The sequence below is a fragment of the Pseudomonas sp. UBA4617 genome (assembly GCF_002386445.1).
GTDB lineage: Bacteria > Pseudomonadota > Gammaproteobacteria > Pseudomonadales > Pseudomonadaceae > Aquipseudomonas.
Window position 1 is genome coordinate 177,288 of sequence record NZ_DGIR01000014.1, and the last position, 24,726, is coordinate 202,013.

22 protein-coding genes are annotated in these 24,726 nt (G+C 62.4%); 18 read left to right on the forward strand and 4 right to left on the reverse strand.

Going from position 1 to position 24,726, the window contains the following annotated elements:
• Positions 1-1,440, forward strand: a complete 1,440-nt coding sequence (locus B4L76_RS05445) for an efflux transporter outer membrane subunit (RefSeq protein WP_296231041.1) — start codon at positions 1-3, stop codon at positions 1,438-1,440.
• Between the two features lie 413 nt (positions 1,441-1,853).
• Positions 1,854-2,213, forward strand: coding sequence for an ArsR/SmtB family transcription factor (locus tag B4L76_RS05450; protein WP_296231042.1), 360 nt, complete (start codon positions 1,854-1,856; stop codon positions 2,211-2,213).
• A 38-nt stretch (positions 2,214-2,251) separates the two neighbouring features.
• On the opposite strand, the gene B4L76_RS05455 is transcribed toward B4L76_RS05450, so the two are convergent.
• Positions 2,252-2,809, reverse strand: coding sequence for a chorismate--pyruvate lyase family protein (locus tag B4L76_RS05455; RefSeq protein WP_296231043.1), 558 nt, complete (start codon positions 2,807-2,809; stop codon positions 2,252-2,254).
• Positions 2,810-2,829: 20 nt separating this feature from the next.
• Positions 2,830-3,378 carry a flavin reductase gene (locus B4L76_RS05460; RefSeq protein WP_414707164.1) on the reverse strand — a complete coding sequence of 183 codons (549 nt, stop codon included), beginning with the start codon at positions 3,376-3,378 and terminating at the stop codon, positions 2,830-2,832.
• Positions 3,379-3,625: 247 nt separating this feature from the next.
• On the opposite strand from B4L76_RS05460, the gene B4L76_RS05465 reads away from it, so the two are divergent.
• The 13 genes from B4L76_RS05465 to B4L76_RS05525 all read left to right on the forward strand — a co-directional run bounded on the left by B4L76_RS05465 (position 3,626) and on the right by B4L76_RS05525 (position 19,754).
• The gene (locus tag B4L76_RS05465) at positions 3,626-4,237 is read left to right on the forward strand and encodes a TetR/AcrR family transcriptional regulator (RefSeq protein ID WP_296231044.1); all 612 of its coding nucleotides are present in this window, start codon (positions 3,626-3,628) and stop codon (positions 4,235-4,237) included.
• Between the two features lie 393 nt (positions 4,238-4,630).
• Complete coding sequence (locus tag B4L76_RS05470) at positions 4,631-5,602, forward strand: DapH/DapD/GlmU-related protein (RefSeq protein ID WP_296231045.1); 972 nt, start codon at positions 4,631-4,633, stop codon at positions 5,600-5,602.
• Positions 5,599-6,813, forward strand: coding sequence for a hypothetical protein (locus tag B4L76_RS05475; protein WP_296231047.1), 1,215 nt, complete (start codon positions 5,599-5,601; stop codon positions 6,811-6,813). The genes B4L76_RS05470 and B4L76_RS05475 overlap by 4 nt, the downstream gene beginning before the upstream one ends.
• A 76-nt stretch (positions 6,814-6,889) precedes the next feature.
• Positions 6,890-9,022 carry a prenyltransferase/squalene oxidase repeat-containing protein gene (locus tag B4L76_RS05480; protein ID WP_296231049.1) on the forward strand — a complete coding sequence of 711 codons (2,133 nt, stop codon included), beginning with the start codon at positions 6,890-6,892 and terminating at the stop codon, positions 9,020-9,022.
• 43 nt (positions 9,023-9,065) lie between these two features.
• Positions 9,066-10,130, forward strand: coding sequence for a dTDP-glucose 4,6-dehydratase (gene rfbB, locus B4L76_RS05485; RefSeq protein ID WP_296231051.1), 1,065 nt, complete (start codon positions 9,066-9,068; stop codon positions 10,128-10,130).
• A gap of 38 nt (positions 10,131-10,168) precedes the next feature.
• Positions 10,169-11,083, forward strand: a complete 915-nt coding sequence (gene rfbA, locus B4L76_RS05490; protein WP_296231053.1) for a glucose-1-phosphate thymidylyltransferase RfbA — start codon at positions 10,169-10,171, stop codon at positions 11,081-11,083.
• A gap of 210 nt (positions 11,084-11,293) precedes the next feature.
• On the forward strand, positions 11,294-12,412 hold the full coding sequence (locus B4L76_RS05495) for an SGNH/GDSL hydrolase family protein (RefSeq protein WP_296231055.1): 1,119 nt from the start codon (positions 11,294-11,296) through the stop codon (positions 12,410-12,412).
• Between the two features lie 262 nt (positions 12,413-12,674).
• Positions 12,675-13,058, forward strand: coding sequence for a glycine cleavage system protein GcvH (gene gcvH, locus B4L76_RS05500; protein ID WP_296231056.1), 384 nt, complete (start codon positions 12,675-12,677; stop codon positions 13,056-13,058).
• An 11-nt stretch (positions 13,059-13,069) separates the two neighbouring features.
• Positions 13,070-15,925, forward strand: a complete 2,856-nt coding sequence (gcvP, locus tag B4L76_RS05505) for an aminomethyl-transferring glycine dehydrogenase (RefSeq protein ID WP_296231058.1) — start codon at positions 13,070-13,072, stop codon at positions 15,923-15,925.
• 146 nt (positions 15,926-16,071) lie between these two features.
• Positions 16,072-17,448, forward strand: coding sequence for an L-serine ammonia-lyase (locus B4L76_RS05510; RefSeq protein ID WP_296231059.1), 1,377 nt, complete (start codon positions 16,072-16,074; stop codon positions 17,446-17,448).
• 27 nt (positions 17,449-17,475) lie between these two features.
• Positions 17,476-18,597, forward strand: a complete 1,122-nt coding sequence (gcvT, locus tag B4L76_RS05515) for a glycine cleavage system aminomethyltransferase GcvT (protein WP_296231061.1) — start codon at positions 17,476-17,478, stop codon at positions 18,595-18,597.
• Between the two features lie 358 nt (positions 18,598-18,955).
• Positions 18,956-19,168: a cold-shock protein gene (locus tag B4L76_RS05520; RefSeq protein WP_003257941.1), complete on the forward strand. Its 213-nt coding sequence runs from the start codon at positions 18,956-18,958 to the stop codon at positions 19,166-19,168.
• Between the two features lie 91 nt (positions 19,169-19,259).
• Positions 19,260-19,754, forward strand: coding sequence for an RDD family protein (locus tag B4L76_RS05525; RefSeq protein WP_296231063.1), 495 nt, complete (start codon positions 19,260-19,262; stop codon positions 19,752-19,754).
• A 53-nt stretch (positions 19,755-19,807) separates the two neighbouring features.
• On the opposite strand, the gene lptG is transcribed toward B4L76_RS05525, so the two are convergent.
• Positions 19,808-20,869, reverse strand: coding sequence for an LPS export ABC transporter permease LptG (gene lptG, locus B4L76_RS05530; protein ID WP_296231064.1), 1,062 nt, complete (start codon positions 20,867-20,869; stop codon positions 19,808-19,810).
• Positions 20,862-21,977: an LPS export ABC transporter permease LptF gene (gene lptF / locus B4L76_RS05535; protein ID WP_296231066.1), complete on the reverse strand. Its 1,116-nt coding sequence runs from the start codon at positions 21,975-21,977 to the stop codon at positions 20,862-20,864. The genes lptG and lptF overlap by 8 nt, the downstream gene beginning before the upstream one ends.
• Positions 21,978-22,278: 301 nt before the next feature.
• Here lptF and B4L76_RS05540 point away from each other — a divergent pair, with 301 nt between their 5' ends.
• The 3 genes from B4L76_RS05540 to B4L76_RS05550 are packed head-to-tail and all read left to right on the forward strand — an operon-like array spanning position 22,279 to position 24,621.
• Positions 22,279-23,772, forward strand: coding sequence for a leucyl aminopeptidase (locus B4L76_RS05540; protein ID WP_296231068.1), 1,494 nt, complete (start codon positions 22,279-22,281; stop codon positions 23,770-23,772).
• 49 nt (positions 23,773-23,821) lie between these two features.
• Positions 23,822-24,250 (forward strand): DNA polymerase III subunit chi, encoded by a 429-nt coding sequence (locus B4L76_RS05545; RefSeq protein ID WP_296231070.1) that lies wholly within the window; start codon positions 23,822-23,824, stop codon positions 24,248-24,250.
• 5 nt (positions 24,251-24,255) lie between these two features.
• On the forward strand, positions 24,256-24,621 hold the full coding sequence (locus B4L76_RS05550) for a DNA polymerase III subunit chi (RefSeq protein ID WP_296231071.1): 366 nt from the start codon (positions 24,256-24,258) through the stop codon (positions 24,619-24,621).
• Positions 24,622-24,726 lie beyond the last annotated feature (105 nt).

The window sequence follows — 24,726 nt, forward strand, 5'->3', positions numbered from 1 at the left end:
ATGTTGAAAAAGACACGCTATGTACTGCCGCTGCCGCTGCTGGCCGCGATGGTCGCCAGTGGTTGCGTGAATTACGCCGGCATCGACCATCGTCAGCACTTGCTGACCCCCGAGGGGGCACCTTCTGCATCCTTGGCCGACGCGCGGCTGCCGGCCGCGCCATGGCCGACTGACAACTGGTGGCAGCGCTACGGCGATGCCCAGCTGGACAGCCTGGTAGCCAAAGCCTGGAATCACAATCCAGGGCTTCAGGAAGTGCAGGCTCGGGCTGACAAGGCCAATGCCTTGCAGGCCTATTACGACGCGGACCAGGCCCCGCAGCTCGACGCTTCGGGTGGTGTCTCGCGCTCGCGGCTGTCGCGCAGCGAAGATTTCGACGGCCAGGGGAATCGCTACATCACTGTGCGCAGCCTGGGCGTGACATTCGATTACGACCTCGATCTGTGGGGGGGCAAGCGCAGCGCGTGGGAGGCCTCGGTCAGCCAGGCCAAGGCTGCGGAAGTCGAACTGCAATCAGCGCGTCTGCTGCTGGCAGCCAATGTCGTCAAAGCCTACAACCAGCTGGCTTATGCCTGGGATGTGGTGGACCTGAGCGAACGTGATCTCAAGCGCCTGCGACGCCTGCAGGGGCTGACCAGTGATCGCTTCAACAATGGCCTGGACAACAAATCCCAGCTGCAACGTGTCGATGGTCTGGTAGCGCGCGCCGAAGCGAGCCTGCTGGGTGCCCGTAGCAACATGGAAATCGCCCGCCTGCAGCTTTCGGCCTTGCTCGGCTCAGGGGTCGACGGTGCCCGTGATATCGTGCGGCCCAGACCGCTGAAAAGCGATGACGCGGCGCTGCCTGGAAACCTGCCCGCGGAACTGCTGGGGCGGCGTCCGGATATCGTTGCGGCCCGCTGGCGTGTCGAAGCCCAGACCCTTACGGTGGCTTCGGTCAAGACCCGCTTCTACCCCAACATCAACCTGCGTGCCGCCGGTGGTGTGCATGCCCTGTCCGGCGACAGTTTCAATGACACGGTCAGCCGCTTCTGGAACATCACGCCGACCGTGACAGTGCCGCTGTTCGACGCCGGCCGCCTACGGGCCAGCCTCAAGCAGAGCAATGCCGACCTGGATATGGCAATTGCCAGCTACAACACCGCCCTGAATGCGGCGTTGCATCAGGTAGCCACGTCGGTGACCGAGCTGCAGGCCGTCAACCGGCAGATAGGCCTGCAGCGCACTGCCCGCGACACGGCCCAATCGTCCTTCGACCTGGCCGTAGAGCGGTTTGAAATCGGCGAGAACAACTTTCTCGACTCACTCAACATCGAAGAACAACTGATCGAGGACGAGCTGCGCCTGGCCTTGCTGTGCAGCAAGCAGATCGACTCGGCGGTAGGACTGGTAACGGCCCTTGGTGGTGGTTACCAACCGGCAACTTCGAACGCTCAATGAACGCGCCTTCCGGCACCTGGGTCAGTCCTTGGTGCCGGCTTCACAGTTTGAAATAATTGCCCTCACCTGCCCCGCTGCACGCCAACCTGTTGTTTTAAAAGCTCATCTGCGTTGAGCTTTTGTCATTTTCATAGCACGTTCATCCCATCCGGCTCACGAAACCCGGCAAATTGGTATATAGTTCCACACTGCTCGTACTAACAAACAATCCATGTCCCGAGTGCAAGCAGCTATCGAATGATGGCCCAGGGTAATGGGTAGATTGTCATCCTCCTGGGTACTGCCAGGCTCGGATTTCTGATTTCCAAGAGCGCGAGATGGAAGCGCGCCTGATCGCTACAGGGAAGTTGCTGGACCAGATGGCAATCGTGCCTCAGGCCAAGTGATCCCTGTAAATCAATTGAGGTAATCGCATGTACACTGCCAACCATCCCAGCATTGAACAGATTCGCTTGGAAAACGTCCTGACAGCGCTCGGCAATCCGTTGCGCCTGACCGTACTGAAGGTTCTTTCCGATGGTGAAGAGCACCCTTGTGGGCAAATTCTCAAGGGTGCGTCCAAGTCGACCATGACCCACCACTGGCGCGTCTTGCGCGACAGCGGTGTGATCTGGCAACGCCCCTATGGCCGGGAGAACTTGCTGTCGATTCGCCGGGATGACCTGGAAACGCGTTTCCCTGGCCTGCTGACTTCGCTGCTCGAAGCCGTGGCCAATGATCCGTATACCGCGCAAGTCATTCGTGAAAACGAAATGCGCCTGGAAGAAGCCTGATTCGCACCCCGCTCACCGCCGCAAGGCGCGCGCCCGGTTCAAATAGCCAATTTGAAGGGCGCGCTGCCTTGTTGCACAAGGCCCCAGAACTGCGGAACGAAGCACTCTGCAATCAGCAGGGGCTTGCCACCGCGCATGAAGCGCGACCTGCGAGCCAGCAGGCCACGGCCGGGCTGGCCTAGCCGCTGGGCCAGGCGCGACAACGGCGAATCGGCTTGCGGGCGTTGGCACTCGAAGGCTTCGCGATGGATCTCTGGCGAGCTGTACAGCATGCTTCCCAGTGGCTGATCACCCAGGCCTGCCAGCTCCGGCCAGGCCGGCTGACTGGCCTGCAGGGGAGTGAAACTGCGTGCGCAAACCATGACCTCGCCATCGACGCGCAACGCCACTTCGCGGAGCCAAACCGCCTCCCCTTGGGCAACGCCCAAGGCACATGCGTCACTCGGTTCCGCACTCACTACCGATTGCCCGACCAGGTCCAGGCTGAACTGCCCCAGCGCTTTCAGGCGCAAGGTCAGGGAGCCCGGTGCCGATAGCCATTGCCGTTGGTCGTCGGAAAGGCCAGGTAGCGGCCTCGTAGTCCAGAGGTCGTCCATAACGCGTGCTCCCGATCAACTCAAGCGGTGGGCTGGGCCACGGCAACCCGGTGATAAGCCCGGTCAAAATAGATCAGGCCTTCCGGATGCTGGGCACTGTCGATACCCAGGACCTCGCAGTAGAAGATGCTGTGGCTACCGACAGTGTGTATTTCGCTGATCCGGCAATCGAAGCACACCAGCGCCTCGTCCATCCGCGGTGCACCGCTCGCGCCGGTAGTCCAGCGAGTGGCGAGAAAGCGCTGCTCCATGTCGAGGTTCCGGTCGGCGAACACACTCGACAGGCTTTGCTGATCACCACGCAGAACGTTTACGCATAGCACACCGTTCTCTTCGAAACTGCTGCGCTGGCGAGACTGGTTATTCATGCATACCAGAAGCATCGGCGGGGTGTCGGTGACACTGCAGACGGCCGAGGCCGTGAAACCGTGGCGGCCACCAGGGCCGTCCGTGCTGATGATCGATACGGCGCCGCCGAGTCGCGCCATGGCATTTCTGTAAGTGGCAACATCCATTGTTGATACGCTCCAGTGGGTAGCTATCCGTGCGAAAAAACCTTTGGCAATCATGAATGTGCGCCATTTCTGACAGTTTGTAAGCCAGGGTTGACGAACCCTGGAGGCTGGCGCGTATTATTGATTGTACGGATGTATTAGTACAATTCAAGTCTTTTTGTGTTGCAGTTCAGTTAATGCCTGGCCAGCCCACGCGGTACAAGGTGTGCCGGCTCCAGGTTTACTTGAATGGACATGACGGAACAGGGCGCGCAACCGCTCGGGTTACGGCCCCATCCGCTGTGAGAATGGAGAGGTAGATATGAGTGGTCGAGGAAGACCTCGGGAGTTTGATCGTCATCAGGCGCTGGTCCAGGCCATGTTGTTGTTCTGGGACAAAGGATACGACGGGACATCGCTGAACGAGCTGATGACCGCCATGAAGATCAAGTCTCCCAGTCTCTACGCCGCCTTCGGTTCCAAGGAGGATCTGTTTCTCGAGGCCCTGGAGCTCTACTGGTCGACGGTTGGCGAGGAAATCTGGAGCGAGCTTTACAAGTATGAACGGGCGCAAGATTCAATCCAGGCCGTCTTGCTGGCAACAGCGAGAATCCTGACCCGGGAAGATCGCCCACACGGTTGCTTCGTTACCCAGACCGACTTGAAGTCGCCGCTGCCCAATCTTCGGGTGGGACTGAAAGTGCTGCGATGCAAGCCGTTCGAAATGCTCAAGAACCGTTTGCGCCTCGGCCAGGCCAGTCGCGAGATCGGCCAACATGTCGATTGCGAGAGCGTGGCCCACTACTACGGCATCGTCCAGCGCGGCATGGCAATGGTGGCACGCGACGGTTCGCCACGCGACACCCTGGAAAAAGTGGCGAGTCATGCCATGGGCACCTGGGACAAGATCGTCCCCTATCCGACCGCGCACTGACGCCCTGCCAGGCCAGCAAATGGCCATCATTTCCCGTATATTTTCTTTGATACCGGCCACCCATGTGGCCGGTCTCGTCTTGGTGTCGCCGCGCCTTCCCTACCATTTGCTCTACAGATCCCGCATTTTTAACAATTTTGAAACCATTTAGTGCGCATTTCTGGCCGGCAATTTTTTTAACAGGCGGCACAGAAAACGTATTGCCTAGCAAATATGTCTGTACTAGGATGTGCGAACAGTACGAAATGACTAGTACATTAATTCTGTTCAACGGCCGCCTGTTTACCCCTCGCATTCAGCCTGGCCGCTGACAGGAAGCAGCAAACAGGACACAGACGCACGTTCCCGCCCAGTCAGTGGCGGGGCTGAATCTGTACACGCAAGGAGTGTGTGATGCAGACGACATGGCTTGTCGAAACAAGGACGCATGTATCACCCGATAGCAGCATTGGCGATGCGACCTGGGTCCGCGCCGGCAACCGGTTGCAGACAGTGGCACTGGGGCAAGGCTGCTTCATCGGCTTCAACTGCCAGCTCGAATACCTGGACGTGGCCGATCGCGGCATGCTGGCCTCAGGGGTCATTGCACGAGGTACCTACGAACACCCGATCCATATTGGTCAAGGTGCCTGGATCGGCGCTCGGGCAACCCTTGCACCAGGCGTTCGCATTGGTGCCGGTGCCGTGGTGGCCGCGGGGGCATTGGTCACCGAGCACGTCGAACAGGACTGCATCGTCGTAGGCCGGCCCGCCCGGATCATCGCCCGCCGGCAGGTAAATGAAGACGGCTGGCCAGACCCCGCTCCCGTCCTGCAGAAAGTGCTGAAGCGCCAGCGTGACGGGTTGCCCTCTTTTCTCGATCCCGAATCCTGCACGCTGAACCGTATCCACCAGCTCAATCCGCAACTTGACTCCTGGCATTTCGGCGAGCACTCGCTGATCGACGCCGAGCTTTCCGGTGGCTCTGCGGTGCAGGTTGGCATGGGCTGCATATTGATCGGACGCAGTAGCCGGCATGGGGGCATACACGAATTCGGTGGCATCACGCTTGGCCAGCGGACAGTGCTCGGGCGCGGGGTCGTCATCGAGGGTGCCGGCGGTGTCAGCATTGGCGACCAAAGCCGGCTCGGCGACCAGGTCACCCTGGTTTCCTCATCCCATGATCATCGGTTTCGGTCGCTGCCCTGGCAGGCCGCGCCGATCCGCATCGGCAAGCGTTGCGACATCGGCACTGGCGCTCTGATCGTCGGTCCCGTTTCCCTCGGCGACGGCGTGAGGGTGGAACCCTATGCCGTCGTCATCCGCGATGTACCCGCAAATTCTGTCGTTAAAGGCGTCATTCAACTCAAAGAGGAAGTCGCATGATCCTGTTCGCCCCCGCCCCCACCGGTTCTGGTCATAACATGCGCGTGCTGTCGATTGGACGGGCCCTGCGCAATTACAACCCGGACCTCGAAATGAAGGTCGCCCTGGCCTCGTTGCAGGATGTGTTCACCCCGATGTTCGAAAGTTCCGGCATTGAAGTGATCGATGTTGCCGGACAACTCATGGACTATTCGAAAAAGAGCAATCTGTCGCGTCAGCTCGACTGGGGTAGCTACATCGCCGGGTACATCTCCAACACCTTCCTGTCCAGTGAGCGCATGCTGGCCTACCTGGCAATCATCGAAGAACACAAGCCTCGGGTGGTCATTTCCGACTTCAACATGGCGGCCTGCCTGGCGGCCATCTTCAGTCGCACGCCTTTTGTATTCGTCACCGAGCGATACGACTTCACCCTGTGCCAACTGACCGATCAGGATCTCAGCGAAGGCGGCTTCGAGCTCAATGCCGAAGATCTCAAGCGTGCGCGCACCGCATTGCACAAACAGTTCTCATGGATGATCGAGCAGAGCCAGCTGGTGCTCACCGACAAACCCTACATTCCTGAAATGGATAACGGCACACCGGTGGCCAGCGCGCTGCTGGAGGGCAAGGCGCACTTTGTCGGCCCGATGATTCGTGACTTCACCCAGACCAACGCCTCCACTGTGCGGGCTGACCTAGGCCTGGGCGACGGGCCGTTCATCGTCGCGTCCATCAGCGGCACCACCATGTTCGCCGAGAGCAAGCAGAACCTGCTCAACGCCTACCTGGAAGCATTCGAACAACTGCGCACCGTGCGCCCCGAGCTGAAGATGGTGCTATTGGGTCGCCAGGACATCGCCCCGCGGGAAGGCCTCATCAGCGTGCCTTACTACCCCGACTGGATGGGTTTGCTGCGTGAGGCCAGCCTGCTGGTATCGGCGCCAGGCTGGATCACGGTGACCGAAATCGCTGCACTGCGCATTCCGACCCTGTTCGTGCTGCCGTCGAAATCCGAGTACCACGAAGCCGAAGCCCTTGACCGCCTGGCACGCCTCGGTTTCCCGACCTATCTCGGTTGCGAGGCCACCGCCATTGCCGGACTGATCGATGCCGAACTGGATAAGGACACTGACGTCCCCAGCTATTTCGGCGCCCACCAGCGCGTTGCCGCCCCTGACGGGCTTGGCGCTCAGCGGGCCGCCAGCCGGATCCTCAGCCTGACGCACTAAGCGAGAACATCCACAGCATTTTTCAAAGGAGGGTGCCATGCACAGCACCTCATCTGCCTTCTTGGCTGAAGCCTTGATGGATAAGGAAGCAGGTGGCTTTCTCGCCATCACGGACGCGACCGGCACATTGCGTATCAGCAGTGACAAACGCCTGGAGGACCAGGTGGCTGCCACCCTGTTCTTCGCTCAGCACGGCGATACCTGGCAGGCCGAGTTCGCGCTGGCCGGGTTGCTCGATCTGCACGATGCCGAGCACCAGGGGTTTACCGAACTCAGCGACCGGCAATGGAACGCCCACGGCTCCGGGCGGTGCAGGACCCTGGCCTTGCAGTTCGACGCCTTGCGGGCGCTGCTGGAGTTCCGCCGCCAGCGGCATGACAGCGCACCGCTGCAGCAGGTCAGCGAAGGCATTCTGCAGCGCTTTCAGCAGGTGTACGACGGCCATCTGCTCGGTGGTGTCCTGGCCAGTGACTGGGGGACGGTGATCGATAGCCACATGCCGATCGAGCTGGACATTGCCGCAGTGAACCTGCTGTGCAGCCTGTGCAACTGCAAAACCGAGGCCCCTCTGCCTGCGCACTTGCAGCAGCATGTCTGGAAGCTTGAAGACGAAGTGCGCGCCGAGCTCAATGGCCTGGGGGCGGGCGCTCTGCGCCAGACGGCCAGCCGCGCCCGGGCTGCCTCGGCACTGGCACGCTGGGCACGGGGCAACAGCCACCAGGAAATGCTGCAACTGGCCTGCATGCTGCTCGATGACACCTTCGAGCGTTTGCACGATCACACCTATGGCGGCTACTGGGACCGCATCCGTTACGACCAGCGCGTGGGTGCTGACTGGCTGACTTCATTCAAGCGCAACGAGTCACCATTCCCGATCAAGACCAGCCTGGATGTGGCGTTGCTGCTCGAGGCCGTGGAACTGGCCAGGCCGCGTGAAAGCCAGCAACGACGCGAACAATTGCTCAAGGCGATGGCGGATTTCCATGACAGCCACCACGGTGGTTTCTTCCTTGGAAAAGGGTATTTCTGGTCGACCCCAGTCGATCCGACCGTGCCGTTCATTCGTCAGTTCTGGGCCCCTCCCCGTCAGCTAGGTGTGTTCCACATCGGCAACCTTTCGTATCTGCCGCTGCATATCAAGAGCCTTGAGGGGCAACTGGCCTGCCTTGGCGCACTGCATAGGCACGCTGCGAATCTGCCGCCGGCAGCCGCGCCGCACGAAGTGGACCTCGGCTCACTGCGCAGGGTGAACAACCGCAGTCGACTGGAGCAGCCGCATCTTGGCCCATTGCCGGAGCTGAATGTGAACTTGCCGGCTTACTTCGAGTGGCTGCGCCAAGCGCGGGCGTCACTGGCTGTTCCGTACGGGCTGACCGCAGAAATGGCCCCGCAGGGCTTCCGCGCTGACCGTTGCTGGCAGGTCTTCTCCGCCTTGCATGTGATTTCCGACCTGTACGCGCTGAAAGCGGCAATCGACGACAAGGCCAGCCTGATCGCTTGCATCCAGGCATCGCAGAACGCAGACGGTGGTTTTGCCGAGCAACCCGGTCAGCTCAGTGATGTATTCGCCACCTATTGCGCCGTGATTTCCCTGCGCCTGCTGGGCAGCGAGCCGCTGTCGAGGCCGGCCTGCGTGGCCTACCTGCAGCGCTGCCAGCAGGACGATGGGGGCTTCGGCAATGTGCCGGGCTACCAGTCGGATATCTGGCACAGCAACCTGGCCGCACTGTCGCTGCATGTCCTGGGCGCCGAAGCGGCCAAGCCGCAAGCACTGCTGGGCTTCATTCTCGCTTGCCGCTACGGCGACGGTGGCTTTGCCAACCGGCCAGGCAACCCGCCGGACACATTCTCCACCTATCGTGCCGTGTCCTTGCTGCATGCGCTGGACCACGAACTGGTCGACGCCGCCAGCACCGTGGCATGGCTGCAGGGGCTGCAACAACCGCATGGGGCCTTCCTCTACCGCCCGGGCAAGGCAGTCAGCCTGGTCGGTAGCTACATGGCGATTGCCGCCTTGTACCTGCTCGATGCGCGCCCACGGGACATACAGGGCATCGAGGCCTGGATCTCACGGCATCAGAAGCAAGATGGTGGATTCGGGCCGCTGAACACGACCTCGGCCACCACCGATGAAAGCTTCACCTGCATCCAGTCACTGCTGATCCTCCGGGGAGCGCTCAGCAAGTACTGGGTCGCGTTGGTCAACTGAGCCCGCCGAACGGATTCGTAATAATCATCACAGGAGTGCTTGCGTGAAAATCTTGATTACTGGCGGTGCGGGCTTCATCGGCTCCGCCGTGGTTCGTCACCTGATCGAACATACCGATTGCCATGTGGCCAACGTCGATGCACTGACCTATGCCGGCAACCTTGAATCATTGGCCAGCATTGCCAGCTCCGAACGCTATCGCTTCTACCAGGCCGACATCTGCGACAAAGCCCAGCTGCAGCGGATTTTCAGTGACTTCCAGCCCCAGGCTGTCATGCACCTGGCAGCAGAATCGCATGTCGATCGCTCCATCGAAGGGCCCGAGGCGTTCGTGCGAACCAACGTGCTTGGAACAGCGACACTGCTGGAAGCCACGCGGGCCTACTGGAACGGCCTGGAGCCCGACGCCCGCCTGGCGTTCCGCTTCCACCACATATCCACCGACGAGGTCTTCGGTGACCTGGAAGGCACCGACGACTACTTCACCGAGGACACTCCCTACGCGCCCAGCTCGCCCTACTCGGCGAGCAAGGCTGGCAGCGACCACCTGGTCCGCGCCTGGGGACGCACTTACGGTTTGCCGGTGTTGGTGACCAATTGCTCGAACAACTACGGCCCCTGTCATTTTCCCGAGAAGCTGATTCCGCACATCATCCTCAACGCCCTGCACGGCAAACCGCTGCCGGTATACGGCAACGGCGCGCAGGTCCGCGACTGGTTGCACGTCGAGGACCACGCCCGTGCCTTGCATACCGTCCTGACCCGGGGCGTCGTCGGCCAGACCTACAACATCGGCGGTCATAACGAGCGACGCAACCTGGATGTGGTACTCGGCATCTGCGCCCTGCTGGAGGAGCTGCACCCCGACAAGCCGGAGGGCGTAAAGGCCTACAGCGACCTGATCGAGTTTGTCAGCGACCGCCCGGGGCACGACCAGCGCTATGCAATCGACGCCGGCAAGATTGCCGACGAGCTGGGCTGGGTGCCACAGGAAACCTTCGAGACCGGTCTGCGCAAAACCGTCCAGTGGTACCTGGAGAACCGCGGCTGGTGGCAGCGGGTGCTCAATGGCGCCTACCGCCTGGAGCGACTCGGAAGCGCTGCCTGATTCTTCACATCTCACTCATGTTTCAAGGGAGCTGTTTCATGAACCAGACCAAGTACAAAGGTATTCTGCTGGCCGGTGGATCGGGCACACGCTTGCATCCGATAACCCTGGGAGTGTCCAAGCAATCGTTGCCGATCTACGACAAGCCGATGATCTACTACCCACTGTCCGTACTGATGCTCGCCGGCATCAACGAGATACTGGTGATCTCCACACCCAACGACTTGCCGGGCTTCCAGCGCATGCTGGGTGATGGTAGCCAGTTCGGCGTGCAGATCAGTTATGCCGAGCAACCTTCACCAGACGGGCTGGCCCAGGCGTTCATCATCGGCAAGGAGTTCGTCGGCGACGACAACGTGTGCCTGGTGTTGGGCGACAACATATTCTATGGCAGCCAGTTCGGTAGCACCTTGCGTCAGGCGGCCAGCCGCGAGCATGGCGCGACCGTGTTCGGCTATTACGTGGCTGAACCGCAACACTTTGGTGTCGTCGAGTTCGACAACAACGGCAAGGCCATCAGCATCGAGGAGAAGCCCCGGGTACCGAAGTCCAACTACGCGGTTACCGGCCTGTACTTCTACGACAACAAAGTCCTGGAGATTGCAGCGCAGGTCAAACCGTCGGCCCGCGGCGAACTTGAAATCACCGACATCAACAATGCCTACCTGGAACAGGGCACGCTGAATGTCAATGTACTCGGCCGTGGCTTCGCGTGGCTCGACACAGGTACCCATGAGTCGTTGCTAGAGGCCGGCAATTTCGTCCAGGCTATCGAAAGCCGCCAGGGGCTCAAAGTGGCATGCCTGGAGGAGATCGCGTTCCAGAATGGCTGGATCAACCAGGCTCAATTGCTGGCACGCGCTGCGGCACTGAAAAAGACCAGCTATGGGCAATACCTGGCATCCATCGCCGTTGCTGCCGACGCAGGCGTGCTGACAGCGTTGACCGCGTGACCTTTCACGCCAGCTAGTAGCGTTTTGACTGCATCTGCATTAGCCTCTGGCCACGGTTGCATACGGCACCGTTGGCCGGAGTGCCAGCTTTTGCGAAAGGGATTTTCTTCTGTGTCTGCCTCCATTGTTTCTGACCCACGCGCAAGCGCGGGCGCTGTTCCCTGGCTGTCTACCTGGACCGCCCCGGCTCAACCTGCCTGGGGAGCCGAATTGCCGTTTCCAACCCAGCTCCCGGTAGCGACCGGCCACTGCACCGTGCGCCAGCCCATGCGCATCAGTCGGGGTGGCAAAGCCGTGCGACTGGTGTTCTCCAACGAGTATGGCGATAGCCCGTTGATGCTCGGTCGCTGCCGGTTGTCGCTGCAGGCCCACGGCCATCCCGGCGCCTGGGGCGAGATCACATTTTCCGGGCGATCATCGACAACCCTGGCCGCCGGCCAGCGCCTGCACAGTGACCCACTCGAGCTGACCATCCCCGACCTTGCGGACCTGATGGTCACGATCCATCTGCCAGCAGCCACCCCTGTCAGGACGTTTCATTGGGACCCCCGTCAAACCGGCAGCATCGAGCCTGGCGATCGTACCGACAATAACTTCGCGCTGGCCGATGCCCAGCCCTTGAATGTGCGAATACTGGTCCATGCCGTCGAAGTCCAGGGCGAAGGCAAAGCGTTGGCAGTGATCGGTGATTCGCTGGTAAATGGCCATGGTTTGGAAAAGAACACGCATGGGTGCTGGAGCGATCTGTTGGCCAGGCACCTGGCCCCGCATGGGCTGGCCTTGATCAATGCCGGGCAATCCGGGGGACGGCTCCTGCGCGATCGGCTCGGCATCAGTGTACTGGGCCGTTTCGAGCGCGATGTGCTGCTCCAGCCCGGGGTTGCCCTGGCGATCATTCAGGTTGGATTGAATGACCTGGGCTGGGCAGACTCGGTGGTGGACCCGGGATCCAGCCTGCCAAGCTATGAAGCCCTGATCAACGCTTATACCTGGCTGGTCGAGGCGGCCCATGCACAGGGCGTCCGGCTATTGGGCATGACCCTGAGCCCGTTCGAAGGCGCCTTCTCCGGCACGCCATTCGCTGCGTTCCATCAACCAGAGAAAGAACGCCTGCGCCAGCGCCTGAATCGCTGGATCCGCGAAGAAAGTGGTTTTGACGCCGTACTGGATATCGATGCGCTTGTGCGTGATCCGCAGCATCCGGGGCGGCTGCACGGTAGCTACGACTCGGGCGACCATCTGCATCCGGGGGCGGAAGGAAGCAAGGCCATCGTGCAGTGGCTGCTGGAGCAACCAGCACTGAAGGACCTGGTCACGCGCAGCCACTGATGTATTCATTTCATTACAGCGTACTTATATCGATACACCCGCACACAGGTACGGCTGTGCAAGGGTTTGATCCCCAAACCCTTTTACATGCCGGACCTACTGTAGCGCTTTCGTTACACACAAATGGCGAATCGGCTATTCAGATCAACCAAGACGTTGATTAATAAGGATTTTCTGATATTGGCCGCATTATTGCTATGGGAATCCCAACCCAAGAGCGCGGAGCCACCGCGCCCAACGCCCTGCTTCCCGAGGATTCCCCATGAGCGAGTTGCGTTTCACTGAAGATCACGAATGGCTGCGCGTCGAAGCCGATGGCAGCGTTACCGTGGGCATTACCGCCTACGCCCAGAACGCCCTTGGCGACGTGGTTTTCGTGCAACTGCCCGAGTTGCAGCAGTATGAGAAAGGCAGCGAAGCCTCCACCGTCGAGTCGGTCAAGGCCGCCAGCGGCGTGTACATGCCGCTGACCGGCGAAGTGGTGCAGATCAACAACCAGCTCGAAGACAGCCCGGAACTGGTCAACGAAGACCCGCTGGGTGAAGGCTGGTTCTTCCGCTTCATTCCCGCCGATGCCAGCGCCATCTCCGCCCTGCTCGACCAGGACGCTTACGACCGCCTGATCAAAGCCAACGACGACGCCTGAGGAACCCCGCCATGACCATCAACCTCGGCACCGCCAACGAATTCATCGCCCGCCACATCGGCCCGCGCGCCGCTGACGAACAGGCCATGCTGGCCGCCCTCGGCTTCGACTCGCTGGAAGCCATGACCGACGCGGTCATCCCCGACAGCATCAAGGGCACCAGCGTGCTGGGCGCGCACGACGGCCAGAGCGAAGCCGACGCGCTCGCTGCGCTCAAGGCCATTGCCGGCAAGAACCAGCTGTTCAAAAGCTACATCGGCCAGGGCTACTACAACACCCACACCCCGGCCCCGATCCTGCGCAACCTGCTGGAAAACCCGGCCTGGTACACCGCCTACACTCCCTATCAGCCAGAAATCTCCCAAGGCCGTCTGGAAGCGCTGCTGAACTTCCAGACCCTGATCAGCGACCTGACCGGCCTGCCGATCGCCAACGCCTCGCTGCTCGACGAAGCCACCGCCGCAGCCGAGGCCATGACCTTCTGCAAGCGCCTGTCGAAGAACAAGGCCAGCCATGCCTTCTTCGCCTCGGTGCACTGCCACCCGCAAACCCTCGACGTGCTGCGCACCCGTGCCGAGCCGCTGGGTATCGAGATCGTGGTCGGCGACGAGCGCGAGCTGGGTGATGTCAGCGCGTTCTTCGGCGCCCTGCTGCAATACCCGGCCAGCAATGGTGAAGTGTTCGACTACCGCGAGGTGGTGCAGCGCTTCCACGCGGCCAATGCCCTGGTCGCCGTGGCCGCCGACCTGCTGGCCCTGACCCTGCTGACCCCGCCGGGCGAGTTCGACGCCGACGTGGCCATCGGTAGCGCCCAGCGCTTCGGCGTGCCACTGGGCTTCGGCGGCCCGCATGCGGCCTACTTCGCCACCCGCGATGCGTTCAAGCGCGACATGCCGGGCCGCCTGGTCGGCGTGTCGATCGACCGCTTCGGCAAGACCGCCCTGCGCCTGGCCATGCAGACCCGCGAACAGCATATCCGCCGCGAGAAGGCCACCAGCAACATCTGTACCGCCCAGGTGCTGCTGGCCAACATCGCCAGCATGTTCGCCGTGTACCACGGCCCGGCCGGCCTCAAGCGCATCGCCGAACGCACCCATGCGCTGACCGCAATCCTCGCCGCCGGCCTGAAGGCACTGGGCCTTCAAGTAGTCGGCAGCAGCGCCTTCGATACCCTGACCCTGGCCACCGGCAACGCCACCGCCCGCCTGCATGAGCAGGCCCGCGCCCAAGGCATCAACCTGCGCCAGATCGACGCCGAGCACCTCGGCCTGTCGCTTGACGAAACCAGCAGCCAGGCCGATGTCGAGGCCCTGTGGCAGTTGCTCGGCGGCGACCAGGCCCAGCCAGACTTCAACGCCCTGGCCAACAGCACCGGCTCGCTGCTGCCTGCCGCGCTGCTGCGCCAGTCAGCCATCCTCCAGCACCCGGTGTTCAACCGCTACCACAGCGAAACCGAGCTTATGCGTTACCTGCGCCGCCTGGCCGACAAGGACCTGGCGCTGGACCGCAGCATGATCCCGCTGGGCTCGTGCACCATGAAACTCAACGCCGCCAGCGAAATGATCCCGGTCACCTGGGCCGAGTTCGGCAACCTGCACCCGTTCGCCCCAGCCGAGCAGAGCCAGGGCTACCTGCAGATGACCAGCGAACTGGAGGCCATGCTCTGCGCCGCCACCGGTTATGACGCCGTGTCGCTGCAGCCCAACGCCGGCTCCCAGGGCGAGTACGCAGGGCTTCTGGCCATCCGCGCCTACCACCGCAGCCGCGGCGAAGGCCACCGCGACATCTGTCTGATCCCGTCGTCGGCCCACGGCACCAACCCGGCCACCGCGCACATGGCCGGTATGCGCGTGGTGGTCACCGCCTGTGACGCCCGCGGCAACGTCGATGTCGAGGACCTGCGCGCCAAGGCCATCGAACACCGCGAGCGCCTCGCCGCAATCATGATCACCTACCCGTCGACCCACGGCGTGTTCGAGGAAGCGATCGGCGAAATCTGCGCGATCATCCACGACAACGGCGGCCAGGTGTACATCGACGGTGCCAACATGAACGCCATGGTCGGCCTGTGCGCCCCGGGCAAGTTCGGCGGCGACGTGTCCCACCTGAACCTGCACAAGACCTTCTGCATCCCGCACGGTGGCGGTGGCCCAGGCGTCGGCCCGATCGGCGTCAAGTCGCACCTGGCACCGTTCCTGCCCGGCCACGCGCAGCTGGACAACACCGCAGGCGCGGTTTGTGCCGCACCGTTCGGCAGCGCCAGCATCCTGCCGATCACCTGGATGTACATTCGCATGATGGGCGGAGCCGGCCTCAAGCGTGCCTCGCAGATGGCGATCCTCAACGCCAACTACATCGCCCGCCGCCTGGAAGAGCACTATCCTGTTCTATACACCGGCGGCAATGGCCTGGTGGCCCACGAGTGCATCCTCGACCTGCGCCCGCTGAAGGACACCAGCGGCATCAGCGTCGACGATGTGGCCAAGCGCCTGATCGACTTCGGCTTCCACGCCCCGACCATGTCCTTCCCGGTGGCCGGTACGTTGATGATCGAACCGACCGAAAGCGAGTCCAAGGAAGAACTGGACCGTTTCTGCGATGCGATGATCCAGATCCGCGAAGAAATCCGCGCGGTCGAGAATGGTAGCCTGGACAAGGACGACAACCCGCTGAAGAACGCGCCACATACAGCGGCCGAGCTGGTTGGCGAATGGGCCCACGGCTACAGCCGCGAGCAGGCGGTGTACCCGCTGCCGAGCCTGGTGGAAGGCAAATACTGGCCGCCGGTCGGCCGGGTCGACAACGTGTTCGGCGACCGCAACCTGGTCTGCGCCTGCCCGTCGATCGAGAGCTATCAGGACGCCTGAGGCGGCTTGTAGCAACGCTGGGGCTGCTGCGCAGCCCTTTCGCGACACCAGGCCGCTGCTGCAAGGGCGGTCGCTGGCCCTGTAGGTGCGGCCTCGTGTCGCGATAGGGCCGCAAAGCGGCCCCGGCATCTTCAGGAGGAACCAGCATGTCACTCAGCGTCTTTGACCTGTTCAAGATCGGCATCGGCCCCTCCAGCTCCCACACGGTCGGCCCGATGCGCGCCGCTGCGCGGTTCGCCGAGGGGCTGCGCCGTGATGGCCTGCTTGCCCGTACCGCCAGCGTCAAGGCCGAGCTGTATGGCTCGCTCGGCGCCACCGGCAAGGGCCACGGCAGCGACAAGGCCGTGCTGCTGGGCCTTGAAGGCGAACATCCCGACAGCGTCGATACCGACACCATCCCCGCCCGCCTGCAGGCGATCCGCGACAGCGGCCACATCAGCCTGCTCGGCGAGCACAGCATTGCGTTCATCGAAAAGCAGCACCTGGCGATGATCCGCAAACCACTGGACTACCACCCCAACGGCATGATCTTCCGCGCCTTCGACGAGGCCGGCCTGCAGATCCGCAGCCGCGAGTACTACTCGGTGGGCGGTGGTTTCGTGGTCGACGAGGATGCTGCCGGCCACGACCGCATCGTCGAAGACAGTACGCCACTGCCCTACCCGTTCAAGACCGCCAGGGAGCTGCTCGGCCATTGCACTGCGCAAAACCTGTCGATAAGCCAGGTGATGCTGGCCAACGAGGCAGCCTGGCGCCCGGAGGCAGAAACCCGTGCCGGCCTGTTGCGCATCTGGCAGGTGATGCAGGGTTGCGTTGACGCCGGCTGCCGGCATGAAGGCATCCTCCCGGGCGGGCTGAAGGTCAAGCGCCGGGCACCGGCGCTGTACCGGCAACTGAGCAGCCATCCGGAAGCCAGCCTGCGCGATGCCCTGTCAGTACTCGACTGGGTCAACCTCTACGCCCTGGCCGTGAACGAGGAAAACGCCAACGGCGGCCGCGTGGTCACCGCGCCTACCAATGGCGCGGCAGGCATCGTGCCGGCGGTGCTGCACTACTACATGCGCTTTGTGCCTGGCGCCAGCGAAGACGGCGTGGTGCGCTTCCTGCTCACCGCTGCGGCCATCGGCATCCTGTACAAGGAAAACGCCTCCATCTCCGGCGCCGAAGTGGGTTGCCAGGGCGAGGTCGGCGTGGCCTGCTCGATGGCCGCCGGGGCGCTGTGCGAAGTGATGGGCGGCAGTGTGCAACAGGTGGAAAACGCCGCCGAAATCGGCATGGAACACAACCTGGGCCTGACCTGCGACCCGATTGGCGGGCTGGTCCAGGTGCCGTGCATCGAACGCAATGCGATGGGCTCGGTGAAGGCAATCAACGCGGTGCGCATGGCCCTGCGCGGCGACGGGCAGCATTACGTGTCGCTCGACAAGGTGATCCGCACCATGCGCCAGACCGGCGCCGACATGAAAAGCAAATACAAAGAGACCGCCCGTGGCGGCCTGGCCGTCAACATCATCGAATGTTGACCCGACAACTACAACAAGGAGTCACCGATGTCCGAAACACTGCTCAAGACCCCGCTGCACGCCCTGCACCTGGAACTGGGTGCGCGCATGGTGCCGTTCGCCGGCTACGACATGCCGGTGCAGTACCCGCTGGGCGTGCTCAAGGAACACCTGCACACCCGCGAGCAGGCCGGCCTGTTCGATGTCTCGCACATGGGCCAGATCACCCTGCGCGGCAGCGACGCCGCCAAGGCCCTGGAAAGCCTGGTGCCGGTCGACATCATCGACCTGCCGGTGGGCGTGCAGCGCTATGCCATGTTCACCAATGAGCAAGGCGGCATCCTCGACGACCTGATGGTTGCCAACCTGGGCGACGACACGCTGTTCCTGGTCGTCAATGCGGCCTGCAAGGACCAGGACCTGGCCCACCTGCAAGCGCATATCGGCAGCCGCTGCGAGGTGCAAGCGCTGTTCGAGCAGCGCGCCCTGCTGGCCCTGCAAGGCCCGGCGGCAGTCGAGGTGCTGGCGCGCCTGGCCCCGGAAGTGGCGAGCATGACCTTCATGCAATTCCGCCCGGTGAAACTGCTGGGTGAAGACTGCTACGTCAGCCGCTCGGGTTACACCGGCGAAGACGGCTACGAGATTTCGGTACCGGTACAGGCCGCCGAAGCCTTGGCCCGCCGCCTGCTGGCCGAGCCGGAAGTGCAGCCGATCGGCCTCGGCGCGCGCGACTCGTTGCGCCTGGAAGCTGGCTTGTGCCTGTACGGCCACGACATGAACAGCGAAACCACCCCGGTCGAAGCCAGCCTGCTGTGGGCCATCTCCAAGGTACGCCGTGCCGATGGCGCGCGAGCCGGCGGCTTTCCCGGCGCCGAGGCCATCTTTGCCCAACAGCGCGACGGCGTGGCGCGCAAACGCGTAGGCCTGTTGCCGCAGGAGCGTACGCCGGTACGCGAAGGCGCGGATATTGTCGATGCCAACGACAAACCGGTCGGTAAAGTCTGCAGTGGTGGTTTTGGCCCCTCGCTCAACGCACCTGTGGCGATGGGTTATATCGAGAGTGAACATGCAGCAATCGACACAGCGCTGTTTGCCGTGGTGCGTGGCAAGAAGGTGGCCCTTAAAGTCAGCAAAATGCCTTTCGTGACGCAACGTTACTATCGGGGTTGAAACAGCTTTGTGAAGCGTGCGGGCAGGTTCGACTTATTCGTTTTCGAACCTGCTCAATAACTTTTGAACATGGCGCCAGGCCAGGCGCCATGCCGTTTCCGACAAACCGGTCGGTTAACGGCAGACGGTCGATTTTCCATACGACCAAGGGCTTGTTTTTCGCTCGGGAGTTGGCGTAGAGTCACTGCACTGTGTTTGCATGGGTCGCAACAGTTCGTGACCTGGGCCAGTAGCCGCAATCTGCTACAACCCGTTTGACGTCTCTTACTTTCCTGCAACCCAGCCCAGTAATCTTTTGCTGCCAATTTATTGCAAAAGAAACTGTCATCAAAATTCAAGCTTCATAGGAAATAAGACAATGGCTGAGCGTCAGAACGGTACCGTCAAGTGGTTCAATGACGAAAAAGGTTACGGCTTCATCACCCCAGAAAGCGGTCCGGATCTGTTCGTGCACTTCCGCGCTATCGAAGGCAACGGCTTCAAGAGCCTGAAAGAAGGCCAGAAAGTAACCTTCGAAGCAGTTCAGGGCCAGAAAGGCATGCAAGCTGACAAGGTTCAGGTTGCCGGCTAAGCCGAACCCGACTTCGAAAAAAGCCCCTGCCAAGTGCAGGGGCTTTTTTTTGCCCGTAGAATAGCCGCTTCGTTTTCTGGAGCCGCCTTGCATGTCCAAGCCTCTGCTCGTCCCCCATGGGGATTTTCCGCCAGTCGGCATGGGCCGACGCCTGGCAGCAATGTTCTACGACTTTCTGTTGTGCACGGCGCTGCTGATCGTGACCGCTGGTGCCTACAAGATGATCCAGATGGCGATCATCGGCGAAGCACGCATGCGCGAGCTGACCGAGGCCGGCGCACTGGATGGCGACCCGCTGCTGTCGACGGTACTGCTGTTTGCCCTGTTCGGCTTTTTTGCCAAGTTCTGGACCCACGGCGGGCAGACGCTGGGCATGCAGGTGTGGGGGGTGCGGGTGCAGAATGCCGACGGCACCGCCATCAGCCTGTGGCAGGCGCTGTTGCGCTTCGTGGTGTCGATCGCCTCGTGGCTGTGCCTGGGGCTGGGTTTTTTCTGGGCATTGATCGACAAGCGTAAGCGCGGCTGGCATGACATCTATTCAGAAAGCCAGCTGGTGCGGGTGCCGAAGCAGAAGCAGTCCAGGTAAACGCCCATCAAAAAGCCGACCCTGAGGTCGGCTTTCTTGTGCAACTGCAACCATCAACCGGCCCGGCGCAACAACCACATCCCTGCCAACGCACAGATGCCAGCCGGAATCACCACAGCCAACAGCGGCGGGAAGCCGAACACCTGGCTCGATGGCCCCAGCAGGTCCTGGGCGATGCGGAACACGAAGCCCACCAGCACACCGGTGAACACCCTCTGGCCAAGGGTCACCGAACGCAGCGGGCCGAAGATGAAGGAGATCGCCATCAGCACCAGCGCCGCGGTCACCATCGGTTGCAGTACCTTGGTCCAGAACGCCAACCAGTAACGGGCGTTGTTCAAGCCCTGGTCGGACAGGTAGTGGATGTAATCCCACAAGCCGGTAATCGACAGCGACTCCGGCGCCAGGATCACGGTATTGAGCAACTGCGGGGTGAGCGAAACGTCCCAGCGCTCCTGCGGTGTGTTCACCACTTCGGTGTGGTCGCCACGGAAGAACGTGGTACGCACGTCGGCCAGCAGCCAGTGGTCGTCCTGGTACTGGGCACGGCGGGCGAAACTCGAAGTGACGATCTTGCGCTCGCTGTCGAAGCGGTAGCGGGTCACCCCCAGCAGCAGGCCGTTGGGCTGCACAGCGTTGATGTGCACGTACTCCTCACCCTGGCGGTGCCACATGCCACGCTTGGAGCTTTGTGCCTCACCGCCACCCTGGGCCAGCGAACGGTCGGCCTGGGCCTTGTTCTCGGTTACCGGTGCCACGTATTCACCGATCAGCAGGCCGACCAGCATCAGTACCAGCATCGGCTTCATCACTGCCCAGACGATGCGCCCGATGGACACCCCGGCCGCACGCATGATGGTCAGTTCGCTGCTGCTGGCCAGGCTGCCCAGGCCGATCAGGCAGCCGATCAGGGCCGCCATCGGCAACATCTCGTACAGACGCCGTGGCGCGGTCAGCAGGACGAAATTGCCTGCCTCCATCACCGTGTAGGTATCGCTCAGGTCACTCATCTCATCGATGAAGGCAAACAGCGAGGCCAGGCCAAGGATGATCCCCAACACGGCAAGAATGGCCAGCAGCACGTTCTGGCCGATGTAACGGTCGAGCTTAGCCATGGGCCACCCCCGCACGGCGGGCGGCGCGCTTGAGGCGCAGCGGCTCCCAGTACATCAGGCCCAGGCCGATCAGCAGGAACAGGCCGTGGACCCACCACATGCCCAGGGCGATTGGCAGTTTGCCCTTCTCGAGGGCGCCGCGTACGGAAATCAGCATTGTCAGATAGGCCATGTACAGAAGAATTGCCGGCAGCAGCTTGAGGAAGCGACCCTGGCGCGGGTTGACCCGGGACAACGGTACCGCCAGCAGAGTGACGACGAACACCAGGATGGGCAGCGACAACCGCCATTGCAGCTCGGCACGCTCACGCAGGCCCTTCTTGCCGATCAGTTCGGAGGTAGGAATGGCTTCGCGCTCGGTCACTTCCTCGCTGACTTCCGGTTTGGGCAGCAGCACGCCGTAGGTATCGTACTTGATGGCGCGGTAGTCGGCCTGACCCGGGTTGCCGTCGTAACGGTAACCGTTTTCCAGCACCAGGTAACGGTTGCCGTCGGCCTGGATTTCCTGGTGGCCCCTTTCCGCGACCAGCACCGACGGCGCGCGGTCCTTGGTCTTGTCCTGGTTGAAGCGCTTCTCGGAGATGAACACCCCGGCCAGGTTGATACGGTCGTCAGACAGCTCTTCGGTGTAGGTCACCCGCGAGCCGTCGCGCAGGGTCTGGAAGCGGCCCGGCACCAGGGTATCGAATTCGGTCAGGGCATCCTGCTGGCTGATGATCTGCTGCACCTGGGCGACACCCAGTGGCGCCAGGCTCAGGCTCAGCCAGGCCACCAGCAGGGCGACCAGGGCGGCCGGTGCCATGGTCAGGCCAAGCAGGCGCTGCTGGCTCATGCCCGTGGCCGAGAGCACGGTCATCTCGCTTTCCAGATACAGGCGCCCGTACGCCAGAAGAATGCCGAGGAACAGGCCCAAAGGCAGAATCAGCTGCAGGAACCCCGGCAGACGGAAGCCCATGATCAGGAACAGCACGCTCGGGTCGAGCACGCCCTGGGCAGCCTGGGCCAGGTACTTGATGAAGCGCCCGCTCATGATGATCACCAGCAGCACGGCGCTGACGGCGCTCAAGGTCACCAGGACCTCGCGGGACAGATAACGAAAGACGATCAAACCAGACACTCCTGGGTTGTCAGGGCGGACTGCCAAGCAATGGCGCCAGACAATGACTTAGTACATCCAAGACCGATGCCGGTTCGCCAACGGCGAACCTCCATGTAAAGTGCGCGCATTATCCTGTGATTGAACGCCCCTGTCACTTCGCCGCGCATGAAGGCATACAACGGGGTTGTCAGCACACTCGCCGCAGGCTCAAACTGGCAGCTTTTCCGCTGGCGCGCGATGACGCAGCCAGGCCCGTCCAGAGCGCTGGAACACACAGCGCCAACCGTATCGATCATTCGGGGATCCTGACATGGAACTGGTTGTAAAAAGCGTAGCTGCTGCATCCGTAAAAACCGCAACCCTGGTCATTCCGGTGGGTGAAAACCGCAAGCTCGGCGCCGTGGCCAAGGCCATCGACCAGGCCAGCGAAGGTGCCATCAGTGCCGTGCTCAAGCGTGGCGACCTGGCCGGCAAGCCGGGCCAGACCCTGCTGCTGCAGACCCTCCCCGGCCTGAAGGCCGAACGCGTGCTGCTGGTCGGCAGCGGCAAGGACGAAGCCCTGGGCGACCGTGCCTGGCGCAAACTGGTCAGCAGCGTCGCCGGTGTGCTCAAGGGCCTGAACGGCAGCGATGCGGTGCTGGCCCTGGATGACATTGCAGTCAGCAACCGCGATGCCCACTACGGCAAGTACCGCCTGCTGGCTGAAACCCTGCTCGACGGCGAGTACGCGTTCGACCGCTTCAAGAGCCAGAAGGCCGAGCCGCGCGCCCTGAAAAAGGTCACCCTGCTCGCCGACAAGGCCGGCCAGGCCGACGTCGAACGCGCAGTCAGGCACGCCAGCGCCATCGCCACCGGCATGGCCTTCACCCGCGACCTCGGCAACCTGCCGCCGAACCTGTGCCACCCAAGCTTCCTCGCCGAACAGGCCAAGGACCTGGGCAAGGCGCACAAGGCGCTGAAGGTCGAAGTACTGGACGAGAAGAAGATCAAGGACCTGGGCATGGGCGCGTTCTACGCCGTCGGCCAGGGCAGCGAGCAGCCACCTCGCCTGATCGTCCTCAACTACCAGGGCGGCAGGAAGGCCGACAAGCCGTTCGTGCTGGTGGGCAAGGGCATCACCTTCGACACCGGCGGCATCAGCCTCAAGCCCGGTGCCGGCATGGACGAAATGAAGTACGACATGTGCGGCGCCGCCAGCGTGCTCGGCACCCTGCGTGCGGTGCTCGAACTGCAGCTGTCGATCAACCTGGTGTGCCTGCTGGCCTGCGCCGAGAACATGCCCAGCGGCGGCGCCACCCGTCCGGGTGACATCGTCACCACCATGAGCGGCCAGACTGTGGAAATCCTCAACACCGACGCCGAAGGCCGCCTGGTGCTGTGCGACACCCTGACCTACGCCGAACGTTTCAAGCCACAGGCGGTGATCGACATCGCCACCCTCACCGGCGCTTGCATCGTTGCCCTGGGTAGCCACACCTCCGGCCTGATGGGCAACAACGATGACCTGGTCGGTCAGTTGCTCGACGCCGGCAAGCGGGCCGACGACCGTGCCTGGCAGTTGCCGCTGTTCGACGAGTACCAGGAGCAGCTGGACAGTCCGTTCGCCGACATGGGCAACATCGGCGGGCCGAAAGCTGGCACCATCACCGCCGGTTGCTTCCTGTCGCGCTTCGCCAAGGCCTACGACTGGGCGCACCTGGACATCGCTGGTACTGCCTGGGTCAGCGGTGGCAAGGACAAGGGCGCGACCGGCCGCCCGGTACCGCTGCTGACCCAGTACCTGCTGGACCGCGCTGGCGCCTGACGCCGGGCAGCCGATGGCGCCTTGCGCGCCATCGGCCGGCGATACCACCATGAGCAAAGTCGACTTCTACATCCTGCCCACCGATTCGCTGCCGGCGCGGCTGGATTTCGCCTGCAAGCTGTGTGAAAAGGCCTGGCGCCTTGGCCACCGGGTCTACCTGCATTGCCAGGATGCCGACCAGCGTGACCAGCTGGACCAACGTTTGTGGCGCTTCAAGGGCGAGGCCTTCGTGCCCCACGACATGGCAGAGCTGCACGCCGACGCGCGCGTGGCCCTGGGCCTGGCCGACGACGCCGGCGACCATCGCGACCTGCTGATCAACCTGGGCACCGGTGTACCGGGTTTCGTCGGCCAGTTCGAGCGGGTGGCCGAGATCGTCGTCGAGGAACCTGGCGTCCGCCAATCGGCACGTGAGCGATTCCGTTTCTACCGCGAACAGGGCTATGCTCTGCAAGACCACCGCTTACAGCGACTTTGACGACGATGGACAAACCCTCCCCGCTACCCGATTCCGCCCATCTGCTCGATGACCTCGAGTCGATCCGCCAGCTGCTTGGCGACGCCGACCTGCAACCGCCACTGCTGACCGAGACAGTCGAGCAGATCCCCCTGCTGCTGGAAGCCGCACCCGACGACACCGCAGCGGTAGCCGAAGCGGTCCAACCCGAGGCCGCGGACGACCCGCAGACCCGCCGCCAGGACACCCTGCTGCACCTCGAAAGCGAGCTGCGTGCGGCCGCGCAGATGATCATGCAGGACGTGATCAACGACTTCACCCCGCATATCGAGAACGAGATCAAACGCCGGCTGGATGCGCGGATCGAGCGGTTGATCAAGCGTTCCGAGTGACATCCCCGGGGCATTTCGCAGCCCTGTCGCGACACCAGGCCGCCCTGCAGGCACATGCAATCCCTGTAGTGGCGGCCTTGTGTCGCGACAGGGCTGCAAACCAGC

Excerpts from the sequence above, each read along its gene's own strand:
- B4L76_RS05445 (WP_296231041.1), top strand. The coding sequence starts at position 1 with ATGTTGAAAAAGACACGCTATGTACTGCCGCTGCCGCTGCTGGCCGCG.
- B4L76_RS05450 (WP_296231042.1), top strand. The coding sequence starts at position 1,854 with ATGTACACTGCCAACCATCCCAGCATTGAACAGATTCGCTTGGAAAAC.
- B4L76_RS05455 (WP_296231043.1), bottom strand. The coding sequence starts at position 2,809 with ATGGACGACCTCTGGACTACGAGGCCGCTACCTGGCCTTTCCGACGAC.
- B4L76_RS05460 (WP_414707164.1), bottom strand. The coding sequence starts at position 3,378 with ATGATTGCCAAAGGTTTTTTCGCACGGATAGCTACCCACTGGAGCGTA.
- B4L76_RS05465 (WP_296231044.1), top strand. The coding sequence starts at position 3,626 with ATGAGTGGTCGAGGAAGACCTCGGGAGTTTGATCGTCATCAGGCGCTG.
- B4L76_RS05470 (WP_296231045.1), top strand. The coding sequence starts at position 4,631 with ATGCAGACGACATGGCTTGTCGAAACAAGGACGCATGTATCACCCGAT.
- B4L76_RS05475 (WP_296231047.1), top strand. The coding sequence starts at position 5,599 with ATGATCCTGTTCGCCCCCGCCCCCACCGGTTCTGGTCATAACATGCGC.
- B4L76_RS05480 (WP_296231049.1), top strand. The coding sequence starts at position 6,890 with ATGGATAAGGAAGCAGGTGGCTTTCTCGCCATCACGGACGCGACCGGC.
- rfbA (WP_296231053.1), top strand. The coding sequence starts at position 10,169 with ATGAACCAGACCAAGTACAAAGGTATTCTGCTGGCCGGTGGATCGGGC.
- gcvH (WP_296231056.1), top strand. The coding sequence starts at position 12,675 with ATGAGCGAGTTGCGTTTCACTGAAGATCACGAATGGCTGCGCGTCGAA.
- gcvP (WP_296231058.1), top strand. The coding sequence starts at position 13,070 with ATGACCATCAACCTCGGCACCGCCAACGAATTCATCGCCCGCCACATC.
- B4L76_RS05510 (WP_296231059.1), top strand. The coding sequence starts at position 16,072 with ATGTCACTCAGCGTCTTTGACCTGTTCAAGATCGGCATCGGCCCCTCC.
- gcvT (WP_296231061.1), top strand. The coding sequence starts at position 17,476 with ATGTCCGAAACACTGCTCAAGACCCCGCTGCACGCCCTGCACCTGGAA.
- B4L76_RS05520 (WP_003257941.1), top strand. The coding sequence starts at position 18,956 with ATGGCTGAGCGTCAGAACGGTACCGTCAAGTGGTTCAATGACGAAAAA.
- B4L76_RS05525 (WP_296231063.1), top strand. The coding sequence starts at position 19,260 with ATGTCCAAGCCTCTGCTCGTCCCCCATGGGGATTTTCCGCCAGTCGGC.
- lptG (WP_296231064.1), bottom strand. The coding sequence starts at position 20,869 with ATGGCTAAGCTCGACCGTTACATCGGCCAGAACGTGCTGCTGGCCATT.
- B4L76_RS05540 (WP_296231068.1), top strand. The coding sequence starts at position 22,279 with ATGGAACTGGTTGTAAAAAGCGTAGCTGCTGCATCCGTAAAAACCGCA.
- B4L76_RS05545 (WP_296231070.1), top strand. The coding sequence starts at position 23,822 with ATGAGCAAAGTCGACTTCTACATCCTGCCCACCGATTCGCTGCCGGCG.
- B4L76_RS05550 (WP_296231071.1), top strand. The coding sequence starts at position 24,256 with ATGGACAAACCCTCCCCGCTACCCGATTCCGCCCATCTGCTCGATGAC.